We start from the raw sequence: 26389 nt of genomic DNA, 5'->3' as shown, positions 1-26389 counted from the left end.
GGAGGCGGCGATGGACCGGTTGACCCACGTGGACGAGTCGGGAGCGGCCCGGATGGTCGACGTCTCGGCCAAGGAGGTGACCTCCCGCACCGCGGTCGCCTCCGGGCGGGTGCTGGTCAGCGCCGACGTCGTGGCCCTGCTGCGCGGTGAGGGGGTGCCCAAGGGGGACGCCCTGGCGGTGGCCCGGATCGCCGGCATCATGGGCGCCAAGCAGACGCCGTCGCTGGTGCCGCTGTGCCACCCCCTCTCGGTCTCCTCGGTGACGGTCGACCTCACGGTCGCCGACGACGCCGTGGAGATCCTGGCCACCGTCTCCACCCGCGACCGGACCGGCGTCGAGATGGAGGCGCTCACCGCGGTCTCGGTGGCGGCGCTGACCGTGGTCGACATGGTCAAGGCGGTCGACAAGGCCGCCACCATCACCGACGTCCGGGTCGAGTCGAAGTCCGGCGGCAAGTCGGGGGAGTGGCGGCGATGAGCCTGCCCGGTGCGGTGGTGGTCGCCTCCAACCGCGCTGCCCGGGGGGTCTACGCCGACGAGACGGGGCCGGTCATCGCCGAGTTCCTGCGCGGACTCGGCTTCACCGTCGGCGACCCGGCGGTGGTGCCGGACGGCGAGCCGGTCGCCGAGGCGCTGCGGGAGGCCGTGGCCGCCGGCGCCCGGGTGGTGCTCACCACCGGCGGGACCGGGCTGACCCCCACCGACCGGACGCCGGAGGCGACGCGCTCGGTGCTCGACTTCGAGGTCCCCGGCCTCGCCGAGGCGGTCCGGGCCCACGGCGCCGCCCAGGGCCAGCCGCTGGCCGCGCTGTCGCGGGGCGTCGCCGGCGTGGCCGGCCGCTGCCTGGTGGTCAACCTGCCCGGTTCGCGCGGCGGGGTCAGGGACGGGCTCGCCGTCCTCGAGCCGGTGCTGGTGCACGCGGTGGAGCAGGTCGTGGGCTCCGACCACGACCGCGGGGACGGGGGATGACCCCGTGACCGGCCGGTGAGGCTCCCCGGCTGGACCGGACTGCCCCCGGCGCCCGGATGGCCGGCCCGGCTGGTCGACGGCGACGTGGTGGTGCGGCCGCTGGCGCTGTCGGACGAGGAGAGCTGGACCCGCGCCCGCCAGCGCAACTTCGAGTGGCTCAGCCCGTGGGAGGCGACGGTGCCGCCCGGGGGCGACCGGCGCCCCACGTCGTACCGCCAGCTGGTGCAGCGGCTGCACCGCGCGGCCCGGCAGGGGACGACGATGCCGTTCGCGATCGAGGTCGAGGGCCGCTTCGCCGGCCAGGTGACGGTCAACAACATCGTGCGCGGCTCGGCGCTCTTCGCCTCCGTCGGCTACTGGTTGGACCAGGCCTTCGCCGGCCGGGGGGTGGTGCCCCGCTCGGTGGCGCTGGTGGTGGACCACTGCTTCGGCCCGGCCGGGCTGCACCGCATCGAGATCTGCGTGCGGCCCGAGAACTCCAACTCGCTGCGGGTGGTGGAGAAGCTGGGCCTGCACGAGGTCGGCTACGCGCCCCGGTTCCTGCACATCGACGGCGCCTGGCGCGACCACCGCATCTTCGCGGTGACCGCCGAGGAGGTGCCCGGGGGGTTGCTCGCGCGGCTCCGCCACGACGGGTGAGCCCCGGGAATCCCACACGTCACAGGAGTTGCTCTGCGACACACCTAGGCACGTCCGCGCCAAGTTCGGCTATCGAACCTAATCTCGACTCGTGGACCTGAGCGCACTCATCTTCGTCGCCCTTGCCGTGGCGTGGGCTGCCTATCTCGTGCCCAAGGCGATCAAGCACCACGACGAGGTGCAGCGCACCCGCTCGGTCGAGCGGTTCTCGCGGACCATGCGGGTGCTGGCCCGCCGGGAGCCGGTCAGCTCCCGTGACTCGCGCCTGGTGGTGACGCCGGGCCGGGCCCCGTCCGTCCCCCGCATCGAGACCAAGGGCCCCGAGCCCGTGGTCGCCACCGTCGCCGCCCGCCGGGCGGCCGCCAACCGGGCCGCCCGCCGCCGGCGCAACGTGCTCAGCGTCCTGCTCCTGGCCCTGGTCGGGGTCGTCGCGGTGGCCGCCTCCGGCGTGATCTCCTGGTGGTACGTCGCGATCCCCGGCGCCCTGCTGGCCGCCTGGCTGGTGGCCTGCCGGCTGATGGTGCGCAAGGAGCGCGGCCTGCCCGTCGTCAAGCCCCAGCGCGCGGCCCCCGCCGCCCCCGAGGAGGCGCCCACCACCGACATCCCGGTCGTCCCCGCCGCTGTCGCCGAGGAGCGGCAGACCGCGGTGGTCACCGCTCCCGACGTCGTCGTCACCGACCCCTCGATGTGGGACATGGTCCCGGTGACGCTGCCGACCTACGTCTCCAAGCCGGCCGCGGTGCGCCGCACGGTGCAGACCATCGACCTCGACTCGACCGGCGTGTGGACCTCCGGTCGCACCGACGAGGACGCCGCGATCGCCCGCGCCGCGGAGGAGTCGGCCCGCACCGAGCAGGCCGCCCAGGGCGACGACGGCGAGACGCGGCGAGCGGTCGGCTCCTGACGGAGGCGAACCTGATTGGGACGAGCCCCGAACCGGGTGCTAACGTTCCTACTCGCTTGGGGCTGTGGCGCAGTTGGTAGCGCGTCTCGTTCGCAATGAGAAGGTCAGGGGTTCGAATCCCCTCAGCTCCACCAGCAGCCCGAGACGGCAGGTCACCGACCTGCCGTCTCGTGCGTTGTGGCCCTGTCCGCGGCGTCAGCCGGGCAGCCGGTCGCCCGTCTGCACCGCCCACAGCGCGGCGTAGGCGCCACCGGCGGCCACCAGCTCGTCGTGGGTGCCGGCCTCGACCACCCGGCCGGCGTCCAGCACCCAGATCCGGTCGGCGTGGCGGACGGTGGAGAGCCGGTGGGCCACCACCAGGGCGGTGCACTCCGCCGTCGCCACCCGCAGCGAGCGCTGGATCGCCGCCTCGGTCTCGTTGTCGACCGCGCTGGTGGCCTCGTCGAGCACCAGCACCGCCGGCCGGCGCAGCAGCGCGCGGGCCAGCGCCAGCCGCTGGCGCTGACCGCCCGACAGGGTGACGCCGCGCTCGCCGACAGAGGCGTCCAAGCCGCCGGGCAGCGCCCTGATGAACTCCCAGGCGGCCGCCGCCTCGGCCGCGGCCCGGATCTCCTCCCGCGAGGCGTCAGGGCGCCCGTAGGCGATGTTGTCGGCGATCGTGCCGGCGAAGAGGTAGACGTCCTGGGCGACGTAGCCGGTGGAGCCCCGCAGCGACTCCCAGTCGAGGTCGCGCACGTCCTGGCCGTCGAGGAGCACCTGGCCGGCCCGCGGGTCGTCGAAGCGCATCACCAGGCGCAGCAGCGAGGACTTGCCCGCCCCGGTGGGGCCCACCACGGCGTGCGTCTCGCCGGCGGGGACCACCAGGTCCACCCCGTGCAGCACGTCGGGCCCCTCGCCGTAGCCGGCCCGGACGCCGCGCAGCTCCAGGCGCCCGCCCACCGGCTGGGCGAGCTGCCGGTCGCCCGCCGGCACCGAGTTGGTCTCCTCCAGCAGGGTCAGGATCCGCACGGTCGAGGCCCGTCCCCGCTGGTAGAGGTCGAGCACCTCGGCCACCCGGGTCAGCGGCCAGAGCAGTCGCTGGGTCATGAAGACCAGCACCGAGTAGACGCCGAGCTCGAGCCGGCCGTCGAGCGTCGCCCACCCGCCCAGCAGCAGGGTCGCGGTGAAGCCGACGAGGATGGCCAGGCGCACCAGGGGGACGAAGGCGGCCGAGGAGCGGATCGCGGCGGTGTTGGCGTCGCGGTAGGCGGCCGAGACGGCCGCCACGCGCTCCCGCTCCCGGTCCTCGGCGGTGAAGGCCTTGATCGTGGTGATGCCGCCCAGGTTGGCGCTCAGGGTGCCGGAGAGGTCGGCGACCGCCTCGCGGACGCGGGCGTAGAGCGGCTCCAGGCGGCGCTGGAAGACCAGCGACCCGAGCACGATCGCGGGGATCGGCAGGAAGGCCAGCAGCAGCAGCTGCCAGGAGGCGGCGGCGAAGATGGCCCCCACCAGGACGACGTTGAGCGCCGTCTGGAGGATCTGCGGCGCCCCGACGTCGAGGAAGCGCTCGAGCTGGTTGACGTCGTCGTTCAGCGTGGCCAGCGTGGTGCCCTGGGGTCTCGCCTCGTGCCAGCCCACGTCGAGGTGCTGGGCGTGGTCGTAGGCCTCCACCCGCAGGTCGTGCTCGACCCCCTGCGCCAGCCCCCGCCACAGCACGTCGGCGACGTACTGGCTGGCCGACTCGATGAGCCAAACCACCACGTTGATCGCGGCCAGCCAGCCCAGCTGGGCGTGGCGGGACTCGACCCCGAGCAGCGTCGCGACGAAGGAGGTGTCCCCCCGCACCACCACGTCGACCGCGGCGCCGATGAGCAGCTCGGGCATCACGTCGGCGACCTTGTTGACGGTCGAGGTGGCGACCGCGGCGACGAAGCGCCCCCGGAAGGCCCGGTGACGCTGCCACAGGGAGTGCAGCGGACGGTCCTGCGGTCGCGGGGCGGCGACGGCAGCGGCGGAGGAGGACATGGCCCCGATCCTAGGAAGCCCCGGTCGTTTGCCTCCGCCGCCCCCAGCCGGTTCAATCGGGAACCACGCCCCCTTCCCCCGACAGGACCCATGTTCGAGTTCCTCTGGCTGCGTGAGCTGCTGCTCGCGCTGTCCACCGTGATCGCCGCGGCCCTGCCCTCGGGTCCGGCCGCGCCCGAGCCGCCGGTGGTCGCGCCGGCCGCCCAGGTGGGGCCTGAGCAGATCTTCAGCGACGACTTCGAGCCGACGCCGACCGGGGCTCCCGGCGAGCAGTGGACGCACCTGGCCAGCTCGACCCCAGCCCGTACCGAGCTGACCACGCTCGACGGCCTCAGCGTGCTCCGGGTGCGCCCCGAGGGCAACCTGATCGCCCGGGACCCCGTCCCGCTCGAGGTGGGCACCACCTACCGGGTGAGCGCCTCGATCAAGATGCCCCGGCGCACCGGCACCCACCCGTCCTTCTGGCTGCGCACGCACCACGCGGAGCGGGTCGGGGAGATCGACGTGGTGGAGAGCTGGGGCGGCACGGGTGCGTGCCGCGTCCAGGTCGCGTTCTACTGGCGCTACTTCCCCCGCACCGGTCCGATGGACTGCGTGGGCGCCCGCTACCCCGCCGACATGTCGGGCTGGCACGAGTACGCCGCGGAGTTCACCTACGCCGGCCCCGGCCAGGAGCCCGACGCCGCGCTCGCCGCCCCCACCCGGCTCTTCGTCGACGGGGTCGAGACCTGGTCGACGCCGAGCTCGCCGGTGGCCCCGGAGTACCTGCGCCTCCAGCACAAGCGCAACTGCCCCGACGCGGAGCAGCCGAGCTGCGGCGTGCCGGCCGAGGACCTGTCGGGCCCTTCGATGTATGTCGACTGGGTGCGCGTCGAGGTGGTCGGCCGGGGCATGCCGACCGGTCAGCCCAGCGGGCTGCACGCGGTCACCGAGGGCGCCAGCGGGGCGATGGAGCTGCACGCCGTGGGTGCCGAGGGCGACTTCGCCTCGTTGGCCGCCCAGACCACCATCCCGCTCTTCGTGCGCGACTGGCGGCTGACCCGCGGCGACTACGACGGGGACCACGTCCAGGACCTCTACGCGGTCGACCCCTCGGGCCGGGTGCACGTCCTGGACGGCGCCACCGGCTTCCAGGGGTTCCTGGCCCACGACGTGGTCCCCGGCCTCGACCTCTCGGCCGCCGCCGGTGCCCGGATCGGCGCCGGGGACGCCGACGGCGACGGCCGCGCGGACCTGCACGCGATCGCCCGGGACGCCCAGGGCCTCACCACGGTCACGGTGCTGGACGCCGCCGCCGGCCTGCGCTCGACGCTCTCCACCGACGTGGTCCCGCTGCCGCCGCTCGAGCCGGGCCGGTGGCAGCTCGGCGTCGGCGACCACGACAACGACCAGGTCGCCGACCTCTACGCGGTCGACCTGGCCGGACCCGGCGGCCAGGTCGAGGTGCACGTGCTCGACGGGGCCGCGCGCTTCCAGTCGTTCCTGACCCAGACGCCCACCGCCATGGCGGCGGTGGACCCCGCGACGTGGATCTCGACGCTGGCCGACCACGACGGCGACGGCCGCGCCGACGTCCAGCTGGTCGACCGCGACGACGACGGCCGGACCTCGGTGCACGTGCTCGGCGCGGCCTCCGGCTTCCAGACGTTCCTGGCCCAGCAGGCCACCGCCCTCGGGTCCACCGCCGACCCAGCCTGGCAGCTCTACTGACGTAGCACACGTTTGTCCCGCTCCGGCGCAGGGTACGCCGCGAGCGTCGCTCAGGAAGTCGGGCGTTCAGCATCCGCGCTCAGGAGTCCCGATGACGATGCGTGTCCTGTCGATCCCTTCGGGGCACGTCTACGTCCGGCACCTCGAGGCCCCCGACGAGTCCGGTCCGGCCGCCGGCCGGCGGGTGGTGCGTCTGCCGGACCCGCCCGCCCCGGGCGACGTGCCGGCCGCGCAGTGGTGGCCGCCGGCCGCGCTGGACGTGCGCTGGGTGCTGGACAACCAGCACTCCTTCGACCTCGCCCACCTGCACTTCGGCTTCGACGCGCGCTCCCCCGACGAGCTGCGCGGCTGGGTGGAGACGCTCGGCTGGTGCCGCAAGCCGCTGGTCTACACCGTCCACGACCTGAGCAACCCCCACCACCGGGACGAGGCCCTGCACGCCGCCCAGCTCGACGTGCTGGTGCCGGCAGCGGCCGCGCTCATCACCCTCACCCCGGGGGCGGCGGCCGAGATCGAGCGCCGGTGGGGGCGGACCGCGACGGTGCTGCCGCACCCCCACGTGGTGCCGGAGGCCCTGATCGCCCGGCCCCGGCCCACCCACGACGACTTCGTCGTCGGGGTCCACCTCAAGAGCCTGCGTGCGGGCATGGAGCCGATCGCGGTGGTGGACGCCCTGGTCAAGGTCCTCGCCCCGCTCGACGACGCCCGCCTGGTCGTCGACGTGCACACCGACGTGATGACGCCCGGCTCCGGCAACTACGACGCCGAGGTGGCGCAGACGCTCACCGACCTGGCCGCCGACCGGATGCTGGAGCTCTCGGTCCACGACTACTACTGCGACGACCAGCTGTGGGACTACCTCTCCGGGCTCGACCTCTCGGTGCTGCCCTACCGGTCCGGGACGCACTCGGGCTGGCTCGAGGCCTGCCACGACCTCGGCACCGCGGTCGCCGCGCCCAGCTGCGGCTACTACGCCGAGCAGCGCCCGTGCCTCTCCTTCGGGCTCGACCGCGACGGGCTCGACGCGGTCGGCCTGGAGCGGGCCGTGCTCCGCGCCCGTGCGGAGCGCCCCCGGTGGCGGGCGGAGGTCGCCGAGCGCCGGGCCGAGCGGGCCCGGCTCGCCGAGGCGCACGAGCGCCTCTACGCCGCGGTGCTCGGGGCGTGAGGAGGCAGCCCCTCCGGGTCGCGATCGTGGCCGACTCGCGCTACCCGATCGCCGAGCCGTTCGCCGGCGGGCTGCAGTCGATGACCTGGCACCTGGCGCGGGGGCTGGCCGCCCGGGGGGTGCAGGTCCGGGTCTGTGCCGCACCCGGCAGCGACCCGCTCCTCGGCGTCGAGGAGCTGACCGTGCGCCCGCCGCGGATCAGCGACCGGGCGCGCGCCGACGTCTCCATGCTGCCGGGGGAGTGGCTCGAGCAGCACCACGCCTACCTGCGGCTGATGCTCGCCCTGGCCGCCTGCACCGACGTCGACCTGGTGCACAACAACTCCCTGCACTACCTGCCGGTGGCGATGGCCGACGCGCTGCCGGCGCCGATGGTGACCACCCTGCACACACCGCCCACGCCCTGGCTGGAGCCGGCCGTCGACCTGTCCACCGGCACCGGGAGCCGCTTCGTGGCGGTCAGCGACTTCACGGCCGGGCAGTGGTCCCACGTCACCACGGCGATGGTGGTGCCCAACGGCATCGACACCCGGCTCTGGCCGCGGGGGCCGGGCGGCGACGACCTGGTCTGGTTCGGCCGGATCGTGCCGGAGAAGGGCCTCCACCTCGCCCTGGACATCGCCGAGCGAGCGGGTCGCCGGCTGGTGATCGCCGGGCCCGTGGTGGACCGCGACTACTGGCACGCGCTGGTCCTGCCGCGCCTGGGTCCCCGGGCCCGCTACGCCGGTCACCTGCACCAGCACGACCTGGCGCGGCTGGTGGGCCACAGCTCGGCCGCGCTGGTGACCCCCGACTGGGACGAGCCCTACGGGCTGGTGGCAGCCGAGGCCCTCTCCTGCGGCACCCCGGTGGTGGGCTTCGCCCGCGGCGGCCTGCCCGAGGTGGTCGACGGGCTCAGCGCCCGGCTGGTGCCCGGCGGCGACGTCGAGGCGGCCGCCGCCGCGGTGCCTGAGGCCGAGCGGCTCGACCGGGCCGCGGCCCGCCACCGGGCCGTCACCTCCTGCTCGGTGGAGACCATGGTCGACCGCTACCTTGACCTCTTCGCCACCCTGGACGCGGAGCCGGCGGCGTGATCGGCTGGTACGTCCACCACCACGGCGCCGGGCACCTGCACCGGATGCTCTCGGTCACCGCCCACCTCGCGGAGCCGGTGACGGTGCTCAGCTCGCTGCCGCCCCCTCCCGGGGCACATCGGGAGTGGATCACCCTGGCCCGCGACGACCGGGGTGGGACGGCCGGCGCCGAGGGACGCGACGTGACCGCGCACGGCGTCCTGCACTGGGTCCCGCGGCACGACGAGGGGCTGGCCGTGCGGTCGGCCCAGGTGGCCTCCTGGATCGCCCGGGCGCGGCCCCGGCTGGTCGTGGTGGACGTCTCGGTGGAGATCACCGTGCTGGCCCGGCTCTGCGGCGTCCCCGTGGCGGTGGTGGCCATGCCGGGCGAGCGCAGCGACCCGGCGCACCGGCTGGGCCGCGACCTGGCCGACCTCCTGGTCGGTGCCTGGCCGGCCGGGGCCGACGGTGACGACGGGGGGAGCCGGGTGCGTCCCGTCGGGGCGATCAGCCGCTTCGACGCTTCTGTGCCCACCGGGCCCCGGCGTCCCGGGACGGGCTACCTGCTCTGGGGCACCGGCGGCGCGTGCGCGCGCGAGGAGCTGCTGGCCCGGCTCCGGCGGGCCGCGCCGGGCCGCGAATGGCTCGGTGCGGCAACGACCACTGACCCCGACACGGTGTGGGAGCTGTTGTGCACGGCGGAGGTGGTGGTCACCCACGCCGGGCAGAACGCCGTCGCCGAGGTCGCCGCCGCCGGTGCGCCGGCCGTGGTGGTCGCCGACCCGCGCCCCTTCGGTGAGCAGGAGCACACGGTGGCCCGGCTGGCCGGCCTGGGCATCGGCGTGCCGCTGACCGCCTGGCCGGACGACGCCCGCTGGCCGGGGCTGCTGGCGCGGGCCACCTCCGTGGGAGGCGAGGCGTGGAAGCGCTGGCACGACGGCCAGGGCGCGCGGCGCTTCGCGGAGCTGCTCGCGTGAGGCTGGTGGTGGCCACCGTGGTGGCCGGGCGGCACGCGCACCTGACCCGCCAGCACGAGTCCCTGGCCGCCGGCTCTAGAGGGCCCGACGCGCTCGTCGTGGTGTCGATGGGCGACCCGGACATCCCTGACGTGGTGGCCGCCGGCCCCCTGGCCGACCGGACCCGGGTGGTCGACCTGGCGGTCGACGCCGCGGCGGGGGGAGAGGGGCGGCTGCCGCTGGCGCGCGCCCGCAACCGCGCGGTCGACGCGGCCTGGACCCACGGGGCCGACCTCGCCGTCCTCCTCGACGTCGACTGCCTCGCCGACGAGCACCTGCTGGCCCGCTACGAGGAGGCCGCGGGGCGGCAGGCCGGGGAGGCCCCGCTGCTGTGCGGGCCGGTGGCCTACCTCCCTCCGCCCCGGGACCCCGACCGGGGCTACGACGACGCGGAGTTGGCCGCGGCACGGCCGCACCCCGCCCGGCCGGCCCCGGCGGTGGGCGAGCTGGTCCCGCTCGAGGACTGGCGGCTCTTCTGGTCGCTCTCCTTCGCCGTCGGCCCGCGGGCCTGGGGGGCCGTGGGCGGCTTCGACGAGGCCTACACCGGCTACGGGGGAGAGGACACCGACCTGGGGCAACGGGCCCGGGCGGCCGGGGTGCCGGGGTGGTGGGTGGGGGGCGCCCTCGCCCGGCACCAGTGGCACCCGGTCGAGGACCCCCCGGTGCGCCACCTGGACGACATCGTCCGCAACGCCCGGCTCTTCCGGGACCGCTGGGGGTGGTGGCCGATGGAGGGCTGGTTGAGCGAGTTCGAGCGCCTCGGCCTGGTGCGCCAGACGCCAACAGGCTGGGAGCGCGTGTCCTGAGGCTGTCAGGTCACGCGCTCCCAGCCTGTCGATGTGCCGGGACGGCTACTTCTTGAAGGCGTCCTTGACCTTCTCGCCGGCCTGCTTGAGGTCGGCCACGCTCTGGTCGCCCTTGCCCTCGGCCTTGAGCTGGTCGTCGTTGGTCGCGTCTCCGACGGTTTCCTTGCCCTTGCCGGACAGCTTGTCGGTCGCGTTGGAGATCTTGTCGTCGAGACCCATGGGTCTTTCCTCCTTGATTGGGGACGCAGCGTCCGTACCCGCCGCAGGCCGCCCCCATGCGCGCCCGACGCCGTCGTCGGGGCTCAGGCCGCCGGCGCGTCCATCGCGGTGCGCAGCTTGGCCAGGGTGGCGCTGAGCAGGCGGGAGACCTGCATCTGGGTGACGCCGATGTCCGCCCCGATCTCGGCCTGCGTCTTGCCGCCGGCGAAGCGCAGCTCGAGGATCAGCCGCTCCCGCTCGGTGAGGGTGGCCAGCACCGGCTCGAGCGCCGCGCGGGCCTCGGCGGCGTCGAAGCCGAACTCGTCCTCGCCGAGGGAGTTGCCGAGCTCGTTGGCCTCACCCGGGGTGAGCGGCGCGTCCAGGGAGCTGGGCACGAAGCACCCGCTGGCCCCCAGCGCCTCGAGCACCAGGTCGAGCTCGACGCCGAGGTGGGCGGCGATCTCCCGGGGTCGCGGAGACCGGCCCAGCTCCTGGACCAGCGCCTCCTCGGCGCCGTTGATGGCGGCCTGCATCTCCTGGATGGAGCGCGGGGGGCGGACCATCCAACCGCGGTCGCGGAAGTGGCGGCGCAGCTCACCGCGGATGGTGGGCACGGCGAAGCTCAGGAAGTCGCGACCCTTGTCGGCCTGGAAGCGGCGCACGGCCTTGACCAGACCCAGGCAGGCGACCTGCTCGAGGTCGTCGAGGTCGATGCCGCGGTTGCGGTAGCGACGGGCTACGTCACGGGCGACGTCCACGTTGAGCTCGACGACGAGCTCCTCGATCTCGCGGCGCTCGTCACCCTCCTTGGTCGCGGCCTTCTCAAGCAGTTGGGCGGTGGCCGCCCGGCGGTCTGCCGGGTCGGGCCAGATGTTCTCTACGCCAGCCTTGCTGGCGAGTTTCTGCAGCACGAGGAACCTCCCACAAACGGGGGTTGACGTGGCAACGACTTCTCGACCACTCGCCCTACATAAGCACGCCTGTCGACGACTCGCAAGCCAGCGGGCACGCGAGAAAATACTTCAGGTACTAAGGTTTCGACCGCTCGGAACGGGGAATCACTCTGCAGCCATCTGTGCCCGATAGACCAGTGCGGCGGCCACCTCGGCCACCCTGACGTTGGTGTCGTTGGAGAGCTTGACCAGCACCTTGAAGGCCTCGTCGGGCCCGCAGCCGCGGTCGGCCATCAGGAGTCCCTTGGCCTGCTCGATCGTGGCCCTCGAGGTGAGCGCCTCCCGGAGCTGGAGCACCTCGTGACCGAGGTTGCTGATCTGCTCGAGGGCCTGGGAGAGCGCCGCCACACGCTCCTCGGCGGCGGGCTCGTCGAGGAAGATCCCGCCCTCGGTGGCGTCGTGGACCGCAGCGATCGCAGCCCGGGCGGCGGAGGTCGGCGGGTCGAGGGGGCGGACCCGGTTGACCACGCCCCGGACGGCGCCGTCGACGAGGAGGGGCCGGTTGACCGGCAGCCAGTAGCGGGTGAGGAACCCTCCCGGGAGGGAGCGGTCGGGGATGTCGTAGCGCTGGAGCAGCAGGTGGTGGAGACGCCCCTCACGGAGCACCCGCTCGGCGGAGCGGCTCATCTGAAGGTGGCCGTCGCTCTCCGGGTCGTCGGGGTTCTCGGGGAAGACGTGGAGCAGGCCGAAGGAGAGCAGCTCGTCCTCGGTGAAGCCGGTCACCGTGGTGAAGACGGGGTTCACCGCCCGGAACACGAGGTTCTCGTCGAGGACGCAGGCGGCTTCCTCGCAGTGGACGAACGAGTCCTCGCGGCCTACCGCCTCGAGCTGTCTGATCAATGCGTGCCTCCGAGGGAGCATGCGACGCGGGCGCAGAAGCTCGCGGCAGAACCTCCGAAGACATTCAACCATCCGTGGGGCCAAAGGCACACCCACGGTTTCCCGGCGGGGCCCCCGGGGTACGCCGCACGTGTGAGTGGCCCGATCTGGCTCGACGGCAGGAATGCCGTGCCGCACCCGCCGTTGGGTGCCGACGCGGAGTGCGACGTGGTGGTGATCGGGGCCGGCATCACCGGGCTGAGCACCGCCTGGGAGCTGGCCCGGGCCGGGCGGCGGGTCGTGCTGCTCGAGGCGCGCCGGCTGGGGAGCAGCACCACCGGCGGGTCGACGGCCAAGGTGAGCGCGCTCCAGGGCACGACCTACTCGCGGATCGCCGACCGTGCCGACCTGGACTCAGCCCGGGCCTACGCGCGGTCCCAGCTGATGGCGGTGGAGCACCTGGCCGGCGTGGTCGCCCGGATCGGTGGCGGCTGCGGGTTGGAGCGGCGGGCCAGCTGGATCTTCGCCGAGGACGCGCAGGAGGCGGCGGCGCTGCGCCGCGAGGCCGAGGTGCTCGCCGAGTGCGGCCTGGAGGTGCGGACCGGGTCCGACCCGGGGCTGCCCTTCGAGGTGGAGGAGACGCTCCGGCTCGACCGCCAGCTGATGATCGACCCCGTCGCCTACCTCGACGCCCTGGCCGCCGACTTCGTGCGGGCCGGCGGCGTGCTCCACGAGGAGAGCCGCGTCGTCGAGCTCGCCACCGGGGACCCGCACTGCGCGGTCACCCAGCAGGGCCACACCGTGCGGGCGCCGCACGTCGTGGTCGCCACCCACTTCCCAGCCTTCTCCGAGGGCCTCCTGTTCGCCCGTCTCAAGACCCACCGCGAGCACGTCCTCAGCGGACTGTTGCCCGAGGCGCTCTCCCTGCCCGACATGTACGTGGGCCTCGGTCCCGTCTCGCCCGCGCTGCGACCGGCCGGGGGAGAGGGCGGGGCGCGACTGCTCGTCTCGGGGGCCTCCTACATGCCCGGCAAGCAGAGCGCGGCGGTCCGCCTCAGCGACCTGATGGGCTGGGCCCGCGACCGGCTCCCCGGCTACGAGGCGGAGCGCCAGTGGTCGGCGCAGGACCACCACACCCCCGACGGCATCCCCTTCATCGGCGAGCTGCGCCCGCTGACCAGGCCCGGCTCCGGGGTCTGGGCGGCCACCGGGTTCGGCGGGTGGGGGATGGCGAGCGGCGCGCTGGCCGGGGTGCTGCTGCGCGACCTCGTCCTCGACTCCGACGTCGGTCGGGTCGTCCGGCCGCGTCCGGACGACGCGGAGCTCGGCTGGCGCGAGCTCTTCACGCTGCGCCGGGCCCGCTGGGGGGCCGAGAGCCGCCAGGCCGCCGAGCAGGGGGCGGCGTTCGTGGGCAACGCGGTCGCCGGCCGGCTGGTCGCGGCCGGCAGCACCGTCCTCCCGGGCTCCGCGGCCGACCTCGCCCCGGGGGCGGCCGGCCGCTTCCAGCGAGGAGGGGAGGTGGTCGCGGCCTACCGGGACCACGACGGCGTCCTCCACCAGGTCGCCGCGGCCTGCACGCACATGGGCTGCCTCGTCTCCCTCGACGAGACGGCGGAGAAGTGGCAATGCCCCTGCCACGGGTCGCGCTTCGAGCTCGACGGGCAGGTCGTCGAAGGGCCGGCCACCGCGCCGCTGCGGCGCGTCGAGGAGTGAGACCCCTCAGGGGCGGAGCTTGGGCGGCAGCACCTTGTGGGTGCCGTCGCACCACGGGGCGGTCTCGGTCTTGCCGCACCGGCAGACCGCGCTGACCGGCCGCTCGGTGCGGACCACGTTGCCCTGACCGTCGTCGACGAGGTGGTCGCCCCGCAGCAGCATCGGGCCGCCGGGGCAGATCACCACGTCGGCGTGCGGGATACGGCCGACCGGCCCCGGCCGGCCGCCGGGCTCGGCGCTCACGCCGCCGCCTCCCACCGCTCCAGGAAGTGCCGGGCGATCCGGTCCTCCTGGTCCAGGCAGGTGAAGGCGCCGAAGATGACGTCCTCCAGCAGCTCGGGCGACTCCTCCAGCAGGGCGCCGCAGATGGTGCGCACCGCCAGCTGCTCGTGCACCGCGTCGGCCTCGACGTGCTCGCGGTAGTAGTGCTGCATCTCCTCGGGGAGGCCGAGGCGGTCCAGGCCCTGGGCGATCCGCCGGCTCGGCAGCGAGCTGGTCACCTCGAAGGCGGCCAGGTGGCCCAGAGCGGCGCCGCGCAGCCGGCGGTGCAGGCCGAAGAGCGTCATCACGTTGTTCTGCTCCAGCACCTCGGTGGGCGTCTCGGCGACGTAGGCGCCGTAGGTCGCGTCAAGCCCGCAGGCGCGCATGCCCAGGGCGAAGAGGTGCGAGTGCAGCCGGTTGGGGTCGCCGCCGCCGTACTCGTCGTACTGCAGCTCCATCAGCGCCGCCTTGGCGGCGGTGCCGAGCCGGGGGACGACCCAGGAGACCGGGTCCGACTCCTTGAGGTGGTAGACCGACCGGGCCCGGAGCAGCTCGAGGAACTGCTCGCGGGTGGCGTGCCGGTGCAGGTACGGCGAGAGGGAGGCGCCCTCGTGCTCGTCGGCGAGCCGGAAGATCTCCTCCGCGCTCTGCGCGGTGGTGCCCGACTTCTCGAAGCGCGCGCGGAGGTCCTGCTCGAGGTCGTCCTCGAGGTGGCGGCGCAGGCCGAGCAGGATCGGGTCCCACTCCAGGGCATCGTCGACGCCGTCGAAGCCCCCGTAGTGCAGCTCGTGCAGCATCCACAGGCTCAGCTGGGCGTCGTGGTCGTCGTCGGCGACCGGGGCCGGCCGGGAGGCGAGGGGGCGGGGGCTCGACGCGGCCAGGGCGTCTCGCAGACGGTGACTGAGCGTCCCGCGGGGAGGAGGCAACTGCATGGTCCCGACGTACCCGGCGCCGGGCCGGGTCATGCCAGCCTCAGATCCAGCGGCGGAACCACATCCGCTCCAGCCACTCCTGGTGGGTGAGGAGCTCGTTGGTCCACACCGGCCAGAACCAGACGAAGCAGAGGGCCACCAGGGCCACGAAGGAGCCGCCCAGCACCGCGCCGAGCGTCCGCCGACGGTTCGGCCGCGGATCCGGGCCGACCAGCCGGGCCAGGCAGAGCACCACCGCGAGGACCAGGAACGGCAGGGTCGCGACGGCGTAGAAGAGGAAGATGGTGCGGTCGTCGTACTGGAACCAGGGCAGCCAGGTGGCGGCGGTGCCCACCACGGGCACGCCGAGGCGCCAGTCGCGCGCACCGACCCACAGCACCAGCGAGGCGAGCAGCGCGAGCGTCCCGCCCCACCACAGCACCGGGTTGCCCAGCAGCAGCACCTGGCGCAGGCAGGTGGAGCCCTGGGGCGCGTCGCACCCCTGCTCGCCGGGTGCGATGTCGAGCTCGGTGGCGACGCCGACCGGCCGGTTCATCAGCAGCCAGCCGTGGGGCTTGGAGGCATAGGTGTGGGTGGCGTCGTTGAGGAACTCGGTGTGGAAGGCGTAGACGTCGCGGTGGTAGTGGGCCAGGGAGGTCAGCGACTGCTTCAGCTCGCCGAGGCCCTCGGCGTCGGGCTCGTCGCGGGTCGGCCAGGGCTCCCCGCCGTCGTGGGTGGTGTACTGCGTGCTGGACAGCGCGCGCTCGTACTCGTCGGCGTGGGCCAGCCACCCCGACCAGGACGCCACGTAGACCACGAAGGCCACCAGCACCAGGTGGACGAAGGCCGGGACGCCGTCCAGCAGGGCCGAGCGGAGCACCGGCCAGCGCACGCCGCGAGCCCGTCGGGCGCCGGCGCTCCAGGCCCACACCAGCAGGCCGAACGCCGCCAGCGGGTAGAGCGCGGTCCACTTCGTCCCCACCGCCAGGCCGAAGGCGACGCCGCCGGCCAGCAGCCACGGCCGGAACCAGACCCGCGGCCCCCACCCGCGGGTGACCCCGCCGGGGACGCGCTCCTCCAGCCGCTGCCGGAACCACTGCCGGTCGGCCACCAGGCAGTGCACGGCACACAGCAGGAAGAAGGCCATGAAGATGTCGAGCAGCGCGAGCCGGGAGAGCACCAGGTGGAGTCCGTCGAGCGAGAGCAGCAGGCCGGCCAGCAGCCCCCAGAACACCGAGCCGGTCAGGCGCAGCGCGAGGCGGCACATCACCAGCACCATCAGCGAGCCGACCACCGCCGAGGCGACCCGCCATCCGTAGGGGTCCATCCCGAAGAGGTGCTCGCCCAGCCCGATCAGCCACTTGCCGACCTCGGGGTGGACGACCATCGAGGGGTCGCCGGTCCACAGGCCGTCGGTGGTCCCGTCCAGGATCTTCTCGTCGGCGCCCTCGGTGTAGCCGCGCGCGTAGCCGTGGTTGACCAGCGACCAGGCGTCCTTGGCGTAGTAGGTCTCGTCGAAGGAGAACTGGTGCGGGGAGCCGAGCCGCCAGAGCCGGAGGAAGAGCGTGACCCCGGTGAGGAGCAGCGCCGCGGACCACGCGACGACCGGGTCCTGGAGCCGTGGTCGGCGGCGCGGAGGGGTCACGAACGGACACTGTAGACGGATGCGGGTGCAGGATGGGCGCATGCACTCAGAGCGGGATCCAGGGCGTGGCGCCACCTCATCGACCCCCGGCGGGCCCGGTGTGCTGGTGCTCGCCGCGACGCCGATCGGGCAGGTGGGCGACGCCCCGCCGCGACTCGCCCACGAGCTCGCCCACGCCGACGTGGTGGCCGCCGAGGACACCCGCCGGCTGCGCCGGCTGACCAGCGACCTCGGGCTGGAGCTGGGCGGTCGGGTGGTCTCCTACTTCGAGGGCAACGAGCAGGCCCGCACCCCGGTGCTGCTCGAGGCGCTGCTCGCCGGGGAGCGGGTGGTGCTGGTGACCGACGCGGGGATGCCGAGCGTCTCCGACCCCGGCTACCGCCTGGTGGTCGCGGCGGTCGAGCACGACGTCCGGGTGACCGCGGTGCCGGGCCCGAGCGCGGTGCTGACCGCGCTCGCCGTCTCGGGGCTGCCGGTCGACCGGTTCTGCTTCGAGGGCTTCCTGCCCCGCAAGGCCGGCGACCGGGCCCGCCGCCTCGACTCGCTGCGTGCCGAGGAGCGGACGATGGTCTTCTTCGAGGCCCCGCACCGCACGGCGTCCGCGCTGGCCGTGCTGGCCGACGCCTTCGGCGACGACCGCCCGGGCGCGGTCTGCCGCGAGCTCACCAAGACCTATGAGGAGGTGCGCCGCGGCGGGCTGCGCGAGCTGGCTGAGTGGGCCGCCGACGGGGTACGCGGGGAGGTGACGGTGGTGGTCGCCGGGGCGGAGGGTGCCCCGGAGGTGGCCGACGACCCGGAGAGCCTCGCGGCTGCCGTCACGGCAGCGGAGGAGGACGGGATGAGTCGCAAGGAGGCGATCGCTGCGGTCGCGAAGAGGGCCGGGGTGCCCAAGCGCGTGGTCTACGACGTGGTGCACGTCCGATGAGCGGCCGGATCCCGTCGTACCGACGCGGTCGGCTGACCTTCGACGTCGTCGACAGCGGGCCCCAGGACGGCGACCCGGTGGTGCTGCTCCACGGCTTCCCCGAGCGGGCCGGCTCCTGGCAGGCCGTCAGCGCCCTGCTCCACGACGCGGGGCTGCGCACCCTCGCCCCGGACCAGCGGGGCTACTCCGCCGGGGCCCGGCCGGCCACCCGGTGGTCCTACCGGTTCCCCGAGCTGGTCCACGACGTGGTCGCCCTGGTCGAGGAGGTGGGGAGCCCGGTCCACCTGGTCGGCCACGACTGGGGCGCGGTGGTGGCCTGGGCGCTGGCCGACCGGCGTCCCGACCTGGTCCGCTGCCTGACCGCCGTCTCCGTGCCGCACCCCAAGGCCATGGTGCACGCCGCGCTGCACGGCCCCCAGCTGGCGCAGTCCTGGTACGTCGCGCCCTTCGCCGTCCCCGCCCTGGTCGAGACGGTGGTCCGGCTGCGTCCGGAGCTGATCGACGTACCGCTGCTCAAGGGCGGCATGCGCCCCGAGGACGTGGAGCGCTTCCACCGCGAGATCGTGGACGACGCAGCGCTGCCCGGCGCGCTCGGGTGGTACCGCGGGGCCTTCCTCTCCCCGCCCTCGGTGGGCCGGATCCAGGTGCCCACCACCTACGTGTGGAGCGACCGGGACGTGGCGCTCTCGCGGGAGGCGGCGCAGGCCTGCGGCGACTTCGTGGACGGCGACTACGAGCTGGTGGTGCTGGAGGGGATGAACCACTGGATCCCGAGGCAGGCGCCGGAGGAGCTGACGGCCGCGATCCTGGCCCGGATAGCCTCGGTGGGATGAGCCAGCCCACCCCCGTCGACCGGCCGAGCCGGGCCAGCGGCGCCACCCGCGACAGGGTCCGCCCGCCGGCCCCCGAGCCGTTGCCCCACCCGGTGGTCGACAACCACTGCCACCTCGACATCGCCGACGGCGATCCGCCTGCGACGCAGGAGGCCATCGCCGCAGCCGCCGCGGTCGGGGTGCCCCGGATCGTGCAGATCGGCTGCGACCTGCCCGGCGCCCGCTGGGCGGTGGCCGCGGCGCAGGAGCACGGGGCGCTGGTCGCGGGGGTGGCGCTCCACCCCAACGAGGCACCCCGGCTGGCGGCCGAGGGTCGGCTGGAGGAGGCACTGGCCGAGATCGAGGCGCTGGCCCTCGCCCACGACCGGGTCCGCGCCGTCGGCGAGACGGGCCTGGACCACTTCCGCACCGGGGAGGACGGCCGGCCCGCGCAGGAGGAGAGCTTCCGGCGGCACATCGAGATGGCCAAGCGGCTGGACCGGACGCTGGTCATCCACGACCGCGACGCCCACGACGACGTGCTCCGGGTCCTCGACTCCGAGGGTGTCCCCGACCGCTGGGTGATGCACTGCTTCTCCGGCGACGCGGCGTTCGCCCGCGCCTGCCTGGACCGGGGGGCCCACCTGAGCTTCGCCGGCACGGTGACCTTCAAGAACGCCCAGCCCCTGCGGGACGCGCTGGCGCTGGCCCCGCGCGACCGGATCCTGGTGGAGACCGACGCGCCCTACCTGACGCCGGTGCCGTTCCGGGGCCGGCCCAACGCCTCCTACCTGGTCCCGCACACGGTGCGGGCGATGGCGCAGGTCCGCGGCGACGACCTCGAGACGCTGTGCGCGGCCATCGAGGCCAACACCGACGCCGCGTTCGGCGGCTCCTGGTAGCCGCGGGCCTCCCCGAGCTCCGTGCCCGACCCTGTTCTGGCGTGACGCATGTCGGTCCTGGGGCAGATGTGGTCTGTGGGGCGAGAGGAGTGTCACTTTCTCCCGGTTTTCACCGGTTCGAGTTTGGCGCCTACCCAATTCTCGTTATCGTCTCGTGACTGTTGGCCGGGATCGGATGACTTCGCCAGCCGGGACCGCCCCACACCGCACCTCACCAGGAGCACGTGGATGCCGGATCCGGCACCGAGGCCCGGGAAGAACGAAGCTTGGAGACTCGTGCGCGAAAAGATCGCACACCTCAGCAAGAAGACCCCGCTGCTCGTCACGCTGGCCGCCTTCGTGGCCGTGGCGCTGGTGGGCACCACCCTCGGCTACGCCGCCTTGACCAAGTCGGTGACCCTGACGCTGGACGGCGAGACGCGTGAGATCAGCGCGATGGGCGACACCGTCGCCGACGTCCTGGAGGCCGAGGGCATCGAGATCGGCGAGCGCGACGAGGTCGCGCCCGGTCTCTCCACCCCCGTCAGCGACGGGAGCGAGGTGACCGTCGCCTTCAGCCGTCCCCTGGAGCTCGTCGTCGACGGCGACGCCGAGACCCACTGGGTGACGGCCCCCGACGTCGCGGGCGCGCTGGCCCAGATCGGTGACCGCTTCCGCGGGGCCGACCTGTCGGCCAGCCGCAGCGCCTCCATCCGGCGCTCCGGCATGGAGCTCGAGGTCGTCACCCCCAAGCCGGTCTCGGTGGCCGTGGCAGGCCGCAAGGCCCGCAAGCACCACGTGCCTGCGCTGACCGTCCAGGACGTGCTGGACGAGCTCGACGTCAGCCTCGACGCCGACGACGAGGTCAAGCCGGCCCCGGGCCGCGAGGTGAAGCCCGGCGACCGGATCACCGTCACCCGGGTCAAGGTCGTGCGCAAGCAGGTCAAGGGCGAGCGCGTCGGCTTCCGCACCGTGGAGAAGAAGGACGACGGCATGCTGGAGGGCGAGCGCAGCGTGGTCCGCGAGGGCCGGCCCGGCCTGCGCGACGTCACCTACCGGCTGCGCTACGAGAACGGCGACCTGGTCCGCCGTACGGTGCTGGACGCCAAGGTGCGGCGCAAGGCGGTCGACGCCACGGTCAAGGTCGGCACCCGCTCGTCGGGTCCGGACTACTCCTCCGGCAACACCGTCTGGGACCGGCTCGCGCAGTGCGAGTCGGGCGGCAACTGGGCCACCAACACCGGCAACGGGTACTACGGCGGCGTGCAGTTCAGCGCCGCCACCTGGCGCTCGGTGGGCGGCACCGGCCTCCCGCACCAGCACAGCCGCGAGGAGCAGATCAAGCGGGCCTCGATCCTGCAGGCGCGGGCGGGCTGGGGCCAGTGGCCCCACTGCAGCGCGCAGCTGGGCCTGCGCTGACTCTCCCGCCGGGGGTGCCAGGTCATAGGGTGACCCGCATGACGACGAGACCGCCGAGGCTCCTCGGTCCGGCGGAGGTGCGTCTGCTGGCCGCCGAGCTCGACCTGCGCCCCACCAAGCAGCGGGGGCAGAACTTCGTCATCGACGCCAACACGGTGCGCCGCATCGTGCGCGACGCCGCGGTGGGTCCCGACGACGTGGTCGTCGAGGTCGGGCCGGGCCTGGGCTCGCTGACCCTGGCCCTGCTCGAGGCCGCCGGCCGGGTGGTCGCGGTCGAGGTCGACCCGCTGCTGGCCGGGCGCCTGCCGGCGACGATCGCCGAGCGCGCGCCCGACCACGTCGACCGCTTCGAGGTGGTGCTGGGCGACGCGCTGCGCATCACCGAGGTGCCGGGGCCGGCGCCCACCGTGCTGGTGGCCAACCTGCCCTACAACGTCTCGGTCCCGGTGCTGCTCCACATGCTGGCCCTGCTGCCGTCGCTGGAGCGGGGGCTGGTCATGGTCCAGGCCGAGGTCGCCGACCGGCTGGCCGCCTCCCCGGGCTCGAAGGTCTACGGGGTCCCGTCGGTCAAGGCGGCCTGGTACGCCGACGTGCGCCGGGCCGGCGCGGTCGGCCGCAACGTCTTCTGGCCGGCGCCCAACGTCGACTCCGGGCTGGTGGCCTGGACCCGTCGCGAGCCGCCGGCGACCACGGCCACCCGCCAGCAGGTCTTCGCGGTCATCGACGCGGCGTTCGCCCAGCGGCGCAAGACCCTGCGCGCCACCCTGCGTGCGATGGCCGGCTCCGCCGAGGCCGCCGAGGCCGCGCTGGTCGCCGCCGGCGTCGACCCGCAGGCCCGGGGCGAGGTCCTCGACGTCGCCGACTTCGCCCGGATCGCCGAGAAGCTCCAGGAGGTCTCGTGATCAGGCGGCTGGAGAGTGCCGAGTCGGGCGTGCTGACCGTGCGGGCGGCCGCGAAGGTCAACCTGCACCTCGGGGTGGGCGCGCCGCGCGAGGACGGGTTCCACCCGCTCGACACCGTCTACCAGGCGGTCAGCCTCTACGACGACGTCTCCGTGGCGGCGTCCTCGGAGTGGACCGTCGAGACCGTCCTGGCGCCGTACCTGCTCGGCACCGAGGTGCCCGCACCCGGCGCCAACATCGTCGACCGGGTGGGGCGGCTGATGGGCGGCGAGCAGGGGCCCGGCGCGGCGGTGCGGATCGGCAAGTCGATCCCGGTGGCCGGCGGGATGGCCGGGGGCTCGGCCGACGCGGCCGCCGCGATGGTGGCGCTGGACCGTCTCTGGGACCTGCGGACCCCCGACTCGGAGCTGCTGGCGATGGCCGCCGAGCTGGGCAGCGACGTGCCCTTCGCCCTGCTGGGCGGCACCGCCCGCGGGCAGGGGCGCGGCGAGCAGGTCACCGAGGTCGCCGACCACGGCGACTACGCGTGGGTGGTGGTGCCCGACGAGCGCGGCCTCTCCACCCCCGAGGTCTACCGGCGCTTCGACGCCCTCTTCCCCGACGCCCCCGACGAGCCGTCGCCGGCCACCCGGGTGCTGGAGGCACTCTCCTACGGCGACCCCGGCCGGCTGGCAGTGGCGCTCCACAACGACCTGCAGCCCGCCGCCCTCGACCTGCGTCCCGACCTGTCCCGGGTGCTGGAGCGCGGCGAGGCGGAGGGTGCGCTGCGTGGGCTGGTCTCCGGCTCCGGGCCCACCTGCGTCTTCCTCTGCGACTCCACCGACGCGGCCCAGTCGGTGGCCGACGCGATGGCGGCGGTCCATCCGCTGGCGCTGCTGGCGGTCGGCCCGGTCGCCGGCGCCCACATGGTGGAGGTCCTCTGATGGCCGGCGGCTCGGTGCGTCCCAACCTGCTCAACCTCGAGCGCGTCTCGAAGTCCTACGGGATCCGCCCGCTGCTCGACGACGTCTCCCTCGGGATCGGCGCGGGGGAGCGGATCGGCATCGTCGGCCGCAACGGCGACGGCAAGACCACCCTGCTGGAGGTGATGACCGGGATCGAGGAACCGGACTCCGGTCGCGTCTCGCGCACCGGCGGCCTCGACGTCGGCTACCTGCACCAGGGTGACGAGCTGGAGGACACCCACACGGTCCGCGTGGCGGTGCTGCGGGGCAAGGACGACCACGAGTGGGCCGCCGACGCCACCGCACGCGGGGTGGTGCGCGAGCTGCTGGTCGGCATCGACCTCGACCGGGCGGTCACGGGTCTCTCCGGGGGCGAACGGCGGCGCTGCGCGCTCGCCGCCCTGCTGCTGGAGCCGCACGACCTGGTGATCCTCGACGAGCCCACCAACCACCTCGACGTGGAGGCCGTGGCCTGGCTGGCCCGCCACGTCGCCTCCCTGCCCAGCGCCCTGGTCGTGGTCACCCACGACCGGTGGTTCCTCGACGAGGTCTGTCAGACCACCTGGGAGGTGCACGACGGCCAGGTCGACTCCTACGAGGGCGGGTACGCCGCCTTCGTGCTGGCCAAGGCCGAACGGCAGCGCCAGTCGGCGGCCAGCGAGACCCGGCGGCAGAACCTCGTGCGCAAGGAGCTGGCCTGGCTGCGCCGCGGCGCCCCTGCCCGCACCTCGAAGCCGAAGTTCCGCATCGACGCCGCCAACCAGCTCATCGAGGACGTCCCGCCGCCGCGGGACCGCCTGGAGCTGCAGCGCTTCGCCGCCCAGCGCCTGGGCAAGGACGTGCTCGACGTCGAGGACGTCGACCTCTTCCGCGGGGAGCGCCAGCTGCTCTCCCACGCCACCTGGCGGCTCGGCCCCGGCGACCGGGTCGGCCTGGTCGGCGTCAACGGCGCCGGCAAGAGCTCGGTGCTGGCCATGCTGTCGGGCGACCTCGCGCCCCGCGCCGGCAAGGTCAAGCACGGCCGCACGATCGCCATGCAGCACCTCAGCCAGCAGCTCGACGACCTCGACCCCGACGCGCGGGTGCTGCCGATGGTGGAGTCGGTACGCCGGGTGACCAGGACCGCCGACGGGCAGGAGGTGACCGCCACCTCGATGCTCGAGCGCTTCGGCTTCACCGGCGACCGGCTGACCACCCGCATCGGTGAGCTCTCCGGCGGGGAGCGCCGGCGCCTCCAGCTGCTCCTGCTGCTGCTGAGCGAGCCCAACGTGCTGCTCCTCGACGAGCCGACCAACGACCTCGACATCGACACGCTCACCGTGCTGGAGGACTTCCTCGACGGGTGGCCCGGGACCCTGGTGGTCGTCTCCCACGACCGCTACTTCCTGGAGCGGGTCACCGACTCGGTGTGGGCGCTGCTCGACGACGGCAAGATCTCGATGCTGCCGCGCGGGGTCGACGAGTACCTGGAGCGGCGCCAGGCGATGCTGGCCGCCGCGGCCGCAGCACCCTCAGCCTCCGCAGCCGCCGAGCCGACGCCGAAGGTGCGCAGCGGCAGCGCCGAGGAGCGCGCCGCCCGCAAGACGATGGCGCGGATCGACAAGCAGCTGGCGAGGATCACCGAGCAGGAGGCCGTGCTCAGCGCGCAGATCCTCGAGGCCGGCGAGGACTACGAGCGGATGGGCGCGCTCAACGCCACCCTGCAGGAGCTGGCCGCGGAGCGCGACGAGCTCGAGCTGGAGTGGCTGGAGGCGGCCGAGCAGGTCGAGTGAGCCGACCGGTCAGCTGAAGGGGCGGAGCAGCTTGCGCAACAACGCGGCCAGCTGCTCCCGGTCGGCGTCGGGGAGGTCGCTCATCAACCGGCCCTCCGCCTCGAGCAGCGCCTCGAAGGCGCCGTCGACGGTGACCTTGCCGTCGGGGGTGAGGCGCACCAGCACGCCGCGCCGGTCGTGCGGGTCGGGCAGCCGCTCGACCAGGCCCCGGCTGGTGAGCCGGTCGACGCGGTTGGTCATGGTGCCGCTGGTGACCAGGGTCTCGCGCAGCAGCCGCCCGGGGGAGAGCTCGTAGGGCTCGCCGGCGCGGCGCAACGCGGCGAGCACGTCGAACTCCCACGACTCGATGCCGTGCGCGGTGAAGGCCGAGCGGCGAGCCAGGTCGAGGTGCCGGGCGAGGCGCCCGATCCGGCTGAAGACCTCGACGGGCGCGAGGTCGAGGTCGGAGCGCTCGCGCGCCCACGCCTCGACCAGCCCGTCCACCTCGTCCCGCATGGGTCCCACACTATCGGACGGTCGAGAATCTTGACATCAAGACAAATGTTGGCGAGGGTGGACGTCATGACCTTCTCCTGGGACCCGGCCCTCTACCTCGAGTACGGCGACGAGCGCGGTCGCCCCTTCGTCGACCTGCTCGCCCGGGTCCCCGCCGCGGCGCCGGCCCGGGTGGTCGACCTGGGCTGCGGCCCGGGCAACCTGACCCGGCTCCTCGCCGAGCGCTGGGCCGGGGCGGAGGTGACCGGGGTCGACTCCAGTCCCGAGATGATCGAGCGCGCCCGCGCCGTGCCGGGCATCGCCTGGCAGGTGGCGGACCTGCGCGACTGGCTCGCCGCCGGTCCGGACCCGGTCGACGTGCTGGTCTCCAACGCCACGCTGCAGTGGCTGCCCGACCACCTCGACCTGCTCCCCGCGCTCCTCGGGGCGGTCCGTCCCGGCGGGTGGCTGGCTTTCCAGGTGCCCGGCAACTTCGAGGAGCCCAGCCACACCATCCGGCGCGAGCTCGCCGCCTCGCCGCCGTACGCCGCGCACACCGGGGGAGCCGCGGTCCCGGACTCGCACGACGCGGCGACCTACCTGAGGGCGCTGCGCGGCCTGGGCTGCTCGGTCGACGCGTGGGAGACGACGTACCTGCACGTCCTCTCCGGCCCCGACCCCGTCTTCGAGTGGGTCTCGGCGACGGGGGCGCGCCCGACCCTCCAGGCGCTGCCGAGCGACCTGCGGCCCGCCTTCGAGGACGAGTTCCGTCGCCGGCTGCGCGAGGCCTACCCGGCCACGGACGGAGCCGTGGTGCTGCCCTTCCGCCGGATCTTCGTGGTGGCCGCAGTCACGGGGTGAGCAGGCTCGGGCTGGCCTCCATGCCGGAGAGCCCGTGCCAGGCCAGGTTGACCAGGTGTGCGGCGACGACCTCCTTGGCGGGCTGGCGGGCGTCGAGCCACCACTGACCGAGCATGGCGGTCATCCCGACCAGCATCTGCGCATACATCGGGGCGACCTCCGGGTCGAGGCCCTTCTCGCCGAACTTCTGCATCAGGATGCCCTCCACCCGGCTCGCGACGTCGCCGATCAGCGACTTGAAGGTCGACGTCGACGCCCCCACCGGGCTGTCGCGGACCAGGATCCGGAAGCCCTCGGGGCTCAGCTCGATGAAGTCGAGGAGCGCCCCCACCGAGTTCTGCAGGAGCTCGCGGGAGCTGTCGCCGGTCAGCGAGGCCCGCATCATCGTGAGCAGCCTGGTGACCTCCCGGTCGACGACCACGGCGTAGAGGCCCTCCTTGCCGCCGAAGTGCTCGTAGACGACCGGCTTGGAGACCCCGGCCTGGGCGGCCACCTCCTCCACCGCCGTCCCGTCGAAGCCTCGTTCGGCGAAGAGCCCGCGTGCGACGTCGATGAGCTGCTCGCGGCGCTCGGCTCCCGTCATCCGGCTGCGTGGCGGCTTGGTGCTCATGCGCACGAGCCTAAGCGGTCGGCT

27 protein-coding genes and 1 tRNA gene are annotated in these 26389 nt (G+C 74.1%); 19 read left to right on the top strand and 9 right to left on the bottom strand.

What is annotated here, in order from left to right:
• The first annotated feature begins 10 nt into the window (after positions 1-10).
• The 5 genes from moaC to AC4BGE_RS15535 all read left to right on the top strand — a co-directional run bounded on the left by moaC (position 11) and on the right by AC4BGE_RS15535 (position 2646).
• Positions 11-478 (top strand): cyclic pyranopterin monophosphate synthase MoaC, encoded by a 468-nt coding sequence (gene moaC / locus AC4BGE_RS15555; protein WP_490569592.1) that lies wholly within the window; start codon positions 11-13, stop codon positions 476-478.
• On the top strand, positions 475-969 hold the full coding sequence (locus AC4BGE_RS15550; protein WP_490575851.1) for a MogA/MoaB family molybdenum cofactor biosynthesis protein: 495 nt from the start codon (positions 475-477) through the stop codon (positions 967-969). Before moaC ends, AC4BGE_RS15550 begins: the two co-directional genes overlap by 4 nt.
• Before the next feature lie 15 nt (positions 970-984).
• The gene (locus tag AC4BGE_RS15545) at positions 985-1608 is read left to right on the top strand and encodes a GNAT family N-acetyltransferase (RefSeq protein ID WP_490569590.1); all 624 of its coding nucleotides are present in this window, start codon (positions 985-987) and stop codon (positions 1606-1608) included.
• Positions 1609-1699: 91 nt separating this feature from the next.
• Positions 1700-2512, top strand: coding sequence for a divisome protein SepX/GlpR (sepX, locus tag AC4BGE_RS15540; protein ID WP_490569589.1), 813 nt, complete (start codon positions 1700-1702; stop codon positions 2510-2512).
• A gap of 58 nt (positions 2513-2570) precedes the next feature.
• Positions 2571-2646: transfer RNA gene (locus AC4BGE_RS15535), tRNA-Ala, on the top strand.
• A 61-nt stretch (positions 2647-2707) separates the two neighbouring features.
• Here AC4BGE_RS15535 and AC4BGE_RS15530 read toward each other — a convergent pair.
• On the bottom strand, positions 2708-4516 hold the full coding sequence (locus AC4BGE_RS15530; protein WP_490575850.1) for an ABC transporter ATP-binding protein: 1809 nt from the start codon (positions 4514-4516) through the stop codon (positions 2708-2710).
• 90 nt (positions 4517-4606) lie between these two features.
• On the opposite strand from AC4BGE_RS15530, the gene AC4BGE_RS15525 reads away from it, so the two are divergent.
• From AC4BGE_RS15525 to AC4BGE_RS15505, 5 genes are all read left to right on the top strand, one after another.
• A complete protein-coding gene (locus AC4BGE_RS15525; protein ID WP_490575849.1) occupies positions 4607-6226 on the top strand; it encodes a glycoside hydrolase family 16 protein in 1620 nt (539 codons plus the stop codon).
• Between the two features lie 91 nt (positions 6227-6317).
• Positions 6318-7391 carry a glycosyltransferase gene (locus AC4BGE_RS15520; protein ID WP_490575848.1) on the top strand — a complete coding sequence of 358 codons (1074 nt, stop codon included), beginning with the start codon at positions 6318-6320 and terminating at the stop codon, positions 7389-7391.
• Positions 7388-8464, top strand: coding sequence for a glycosyltransferase (locus AC4BGE_RS15515; RefSeq protein WP_490575847.1), 1077 nt, complete (start codon positions 7388-7390; stop codon positions 8462-8464). The genes AC4BGE_RS15520 and AC4BGE_RS15515 overlap by 4 nt, the downstream gene beginning before the upstream one ends.
• On the top strand, positions 8461-9420 hold the full coding sequence (locus AC4BGE_RS15510) for a glycosyltransferase (RefSeq protein ID WP_490575846.1): 960 nt from the start codon (positions 8461-8463) through the stop codon (positions 9418-9420). Before AC4BGE_RS15515 ends, AC4BGE_RS15510 begins: the two co-directional genes overlap by 4 nt.
• Complete coding sequence (locus AC4BGE_RS15505) at positions 9417-10265, top strand: glycosyltransferase family 2 protein (protein WP_490575845.1); 849 nt, start codon at positions 9417-9419, stop codon at positions 10263-10265. Before AC4BGE_RS15510 ends, AC4BGE_RS15505 begins: the two co-directional genes overlap by 4 nt.
• 45 nt (positions 10266-10310) lie before the next feature.
• Here the strand turns inward: AC4BGE_RS15505 and AC4BGE_RS15500 are convergent, their stop codons facing one another.
• The 3 genes from AC4BGE_RS15500 to AC4BGE_RS15490 all read right to left on the bottom strand — a co-directional run bounded on the left by AC4BGE_RS15500 (position 10311) and on the right by AC4BGE_RS15490 (position 12256).
• Positions 10311-10484 carry a CsbD family protein gene (locus tag AC4BGE_RS15500; protein ID WP_490569582.1) on the bottom strand — a complete coding sequence of 58 codons (174 nt, stop codon included), beginning with the start codon at positions 10482-10484 and terminating at the stop codon, positions 10311-10313.
• An 83-nt stretch (positions 10485-10567) separates the two neighbouring features.
• The gene (locus AC4BGE_RS15495) at positions 10568-11374 is read right to left on the bottom strand and encodes a SigB/SigF/SigG family RNA polymerase sigma factor (RefSeq protein WP_490569581.1); all 807 of its coding nucleotides are present in this window, start codon (positions 11372-11374) and stop codon (positions 10568-10570) included.
• A 147-nt stretch (positions 11375-11521) separates the two neighbouring features.
• Positions 11522-12256 carry an ANTAR domain-containing protein gene (locus AC4BGE_RS15490; RefSeq protein WP_490575844.1) on the bottom strand — a complete coding sequence of 245 codons (735 nt, stop codon included), beginning with the start codon at positions 12254-12256 and terminating at the stop codon, positions 11522-11524.
• Positions 12257-12388: 132 nt separating this feature from the next.
• Between AC4BGE_RS15490 and AC4BGE_RS15485 the strand changes: the two genes are divergently transcribed.
• Positions 12389-13948: an FAD-dependent oxidoreductase gene (locus AC4BGE_RS15485; RefSeq protein WP_490575843.1), complete on the top strand. Its 1560-nt coding sequence runs from the start codon at positions 12389-12391 to the stop codon at positions 13946-13948.
• Positions 13949-13954: 6 nt separating this feature from the next.
• Here the strand turns inward: AC4BGE_RS15485 and AC4BGE_RS15480 are convergent, their stop codons facing one another.
• The 3 genes from AC4BGE_RS15480 to AC4BGE_RS15470 are packed head-to-tail and all read right to left on the bottom strand — an operon-like array spanning position 13955 to position 16765.
• Complete coding sequence (locus tag AC4BGE_RS15480; protein ID WP_490569578.1) at positions 13955-14191, bottom strand: CDGSH iron-sulfur domain-containing protein; 237 nt, start codon at positions 14189-14191, stop codon at positions 13955-13957.
• Positions 14188-15174 (bottom strand): iron-containing redox enzyme family protein, encoded by a 987-nt coding sequence (locus AC4BGE_RS15475; RefSeq protein ID WP_490569577.1) that lies wholly within the window; start codon positions 15172-15174, stop codon positions 14188-14190. The genes AC4BGE_RS15480 and AC4BGE_RS15475 overlap by 4 nt, the downstream gene beginning before the upstream one ends.
• Positions 15175-15181: 7 nt before the next feature.
• Positions 15182-16765 carry a dolichyl-phosphate-mannose--protein mannosyltransferase gene (locus AC4BGE_RS15470; RefSeq protein ID WP_490575842.1) on the bottom strand — a complete coding sequence of 528 codons (1584 nt, stop codon included), beginning with the start codon at positions 16763-16765 and terminating at the stop codon, positions 15182-15184.
• A 40-nt stretch (positions 16766-16805) separates the two neighbouring features.
• On the opposite strand from AC4BGE_RS15470, the gene rsmI reads away from it, so the two are divergent.
• The 7 genes from rsmI (at position 16806) to AC4BGE_RS15435 (ending at position 24420) form a co-directional block, all read left to right on the top strand.
• Positions 16806-17690, top strand: a complete 885-nt coding sequence (rsmI, locus tag AC4BGE_RS15465) for a 16S rRNA (cytidine(1402)-2'-O)-methyltransferase (RefSeq protein ID WP_490575841.1) — start codon at positions 16806-16808, stop codon at positions 17688-17690.
• Positions 17687-18523, top strand: coding sequence for an alpha/beta fold hydrolase (locus tag AC4BGE_RS15460; RefSeq protein ID WP_490575840.1), 837 nt, complete (start codon positions 17687-17689; stop codon positions 18521-18523). The genes rsmI and AC4BGE_RS15460 overlap by 4 nt, the downstream gene beginning before the upstream one ends.
• Positions 18520-19404 carry a TatD family hydrolase gene (locus tag AC4BGE_RS15455; RefSeq protein ID WP_490575839.1) on the top strand — a complete coding sequence of 295 codons (885 nt, stop codon included), beginning with the start codon at positions 18520-18522 and terminating at the stop codon, positions 19402-19404. The genes AC4BGE_RS15460 and AC4BGE_RS15455 overlap by 4 nt, the downstream gene beginning before the upstream one ends.
• Before the next feature lie 276 nt (positions 19405-19680).
• Positions 19681-20802, top strand: coding sequence for a resuscitation-promoting factor (locus AC4BGE_RS15450; RefSeq protein WP_490575838.1), 1122 nt, complete (start codon positions 19681-19683; stop codon positions 20800-20802).
• Between the two features lie 38 nt (positions 20803-20840).
• The gene (gene rsmA / locus AC4BGE_RS15445) at positions 20841-21704 is read left to right on the top strand and encodes a 16S rRNA (adenine(1518)-N(6)/adenine(1519)-N(6))-dimethyltransferase RsmA (protein ID WP_490569571.1); all 864 of its coding nucleotides are present in this window, start codon (positions 20841-20843) and stop codon (positions 21702-21704) included.
• A complete protein-coding gene (locus tag AC4BGE_RS15440) occupies positions 21701-22627 on the top strand; it encodes a 4-(cytidine 5'-diphospho)-2-C-methyl-D-erythritol kinase (protein ID WP_490575837.1) in 927 nt (308 codons plus the stop codon). Before rsmA ends, AC4BGE_RS15440 begins: the two co-directional genes overlap by 4 nt.
• Positions 22627-24420, top strand: a complete 1794-nt coding sequence (locus AC4BGE_RS15435) for an ABC-F family ATP-binding cassette domain-containing protein (RefSeq protein WP_490575836.1) — start codon at positions 22627-22629, stop codon at positions 24418-24420. The genes AC4BGE_RS15440 and AC4BGE_RS15435 overlap by 1 nt, the downstream gene beginning before the upstream one ends.
• A gap of 9 nt (positions 24421-24429) precedes the next feature.
• Here AC4BGE_RS15435 and AC4BGE_RS15430 read toward each other — a convergent pair whose 3' ends face one another.
• Positions 24430-24915 carry a MarR family winged helix-turn-helix transcriptional regulator gene (locus AC4BGE_RS15430; protein ID WP_489964537.1) on the bottom strand — a complete coding sequence of 162 codons (486 nt, stop codon included), beginning with the start codon at positions 24913-24915 and terminating at the stop codon, positions 24430-24432.
• A gap of 66 nt (positions 24916-24981) precedes the next feature.
• Between AC4BGE_RS15430 and AC4BGE_RS15425 the strand changes: the two genes are divergently transcribed.
• Entirely contained in the window at positions 24982-25755 is a 774-nt protein-coding gene (locus AC4BGE_RS15425; protein ID WP_490569568.1) for a methyltransferase domain-containing protein, read from the top strand.
• Here the strand turns inward: AC4BGE_RS15425 and AC4BGE_RS15420 are convergent.
• The gene (locus AC4BGE_RS15420; protein ID WP_490575835.1) at positions 25745-26365 is read right to left on the bottom strand and encodes a TetR/AcrR family transcriptional regulator; all 621 of its coding nucleotides are present in this window, start codon (positions 26363-26365) and stop codon (positions 25745-25747) included. The genes AC4BGE_RS15425 and AC4BGE_RS15420 overlap by 11 nt on opposite strands.
• Between the last annotated feature and the right edge of the window lie 24 nt (positions 26366-26389).

It is taken from the genome of Nocardioides sp. Z50_6, assembly GCF_058215755.1.
The sequence above is the reverse complement of the archived record's forward strand: the minus strand, read 5'-3'. Positions and strand labels throughout refer to the sequence as shown.

Excerpts from the sequence above, each read along its gene's own strand:
- AC4BGE_RS15420 (WP_490575835.1), bottom strand. The coding sequence starts at position 26,365 with ATGAGCACCAAGCCGCCACGCAGCCGGATGACGGGAGCCGAGCGCCGC.
- rsmI (WP_490575841.1), top strand. The coding sequence starts at position 16,806 with ATGCACTCAGAGCGGGATCCAGGGCGTGGCGCCACCTCATCGACCCCC.
- AC4BGE_RS15435 (WP_490575836.1), top strand. The coding sequence starts at position 22,627 with ATGGCCGGCGGCTCGGTGCGTCCCAACCTGCTCAACCTCGAGCGCGTC.
- AC4BGE_RS15455 (WP_490575839.1), top strand. The coding sequence starts at position 18,520 with ATGAGCCAGCCCACCCCCGTCGACCGGCCGAGCCGGGCCAGCGGCGCC.
- AC4BGE_RS15550 (WP_490575851.1), top strand. The coding sequence starts at position 475 with ATGAGCCTGCCCGGTGCGGTGGTGGTCGCCTCCAACCGCGCTGCCCGG.
- AC4BGE_RS15430 (WP_489964537.1), bottom strand. The coding sequence starts at position 24,915 with ATGCGGGACGAGGTGGACGGGCTGGTCGAGGCGTGGGCGCGCGAGCGC.
- rsmA (WP_490569571.1), top strand. The coding sequence starts at position 20,841 with ATGACGACGAGACCGCCGAGGCTCCTCGGTCCGGCGGAGGTGCGTCTG.
- AC4BGE_RS15500 (WP_490569582.1), bottom strand. The coding sequence starts at position 10,484 with ATGGGTCTCGACGACAAGATCTCCAACGCGACCGACAAGCTGTCCGGC.
- AC4BGE_RS15460 (WP_490575840.1), top strand. The coding sequence starts at position 17,687 with ATGAGCGGCCGGATCCCGTCGTACCGACGCGGTCGGCTGACCTTCGAC.
- AC4BGE_RS15425 (WP_490569568.1), top strand. The coding sequence starts at position 24,982 with ATGACCTTCTCCTGGGACCCGGCCCTCTACCTCGAGTACGGCGACGAG.
- AC4BGE_RS15520 (WP_490575848.1), top strand. The coding sequence starts at position 6,318 with ATGACGATGCGTGTCCTGTCGATCCCTTCGGGGCACGTCTACGTCCGG.
- AC4BGE_RS15530 (WP_490575850.1), bottom strand. The coding sequence starts at position 4,516 with ATGTCCTCCTCCGCCGCTGCCGTCGCCGCCCCGCGACCGCAGGACCGT.
- AC4BGE_RS15525 (WP_490575849.1), top strand. The coding sequence starts at position 4,607 with ATGTTCGAGTTCCTCTGGCTGCGTGAGCTGCTGCTCGCGCTGTCCACC.
- AC4BGE_RS15475 (WP_490569577.1), bottom strand. The coding sequence starts at position 15,174 with ATGACCCGGCCCGGCGCCGGGTACGTCGGGACCATGCAGTTGCCTCCT.
- moaC (WP_490569592.1), top strand. The coding sequence starts at position 11 with ATGGACCGGTTGACCCACGTGGACGAGTCGGGAGCGGCCCGGATGGTC.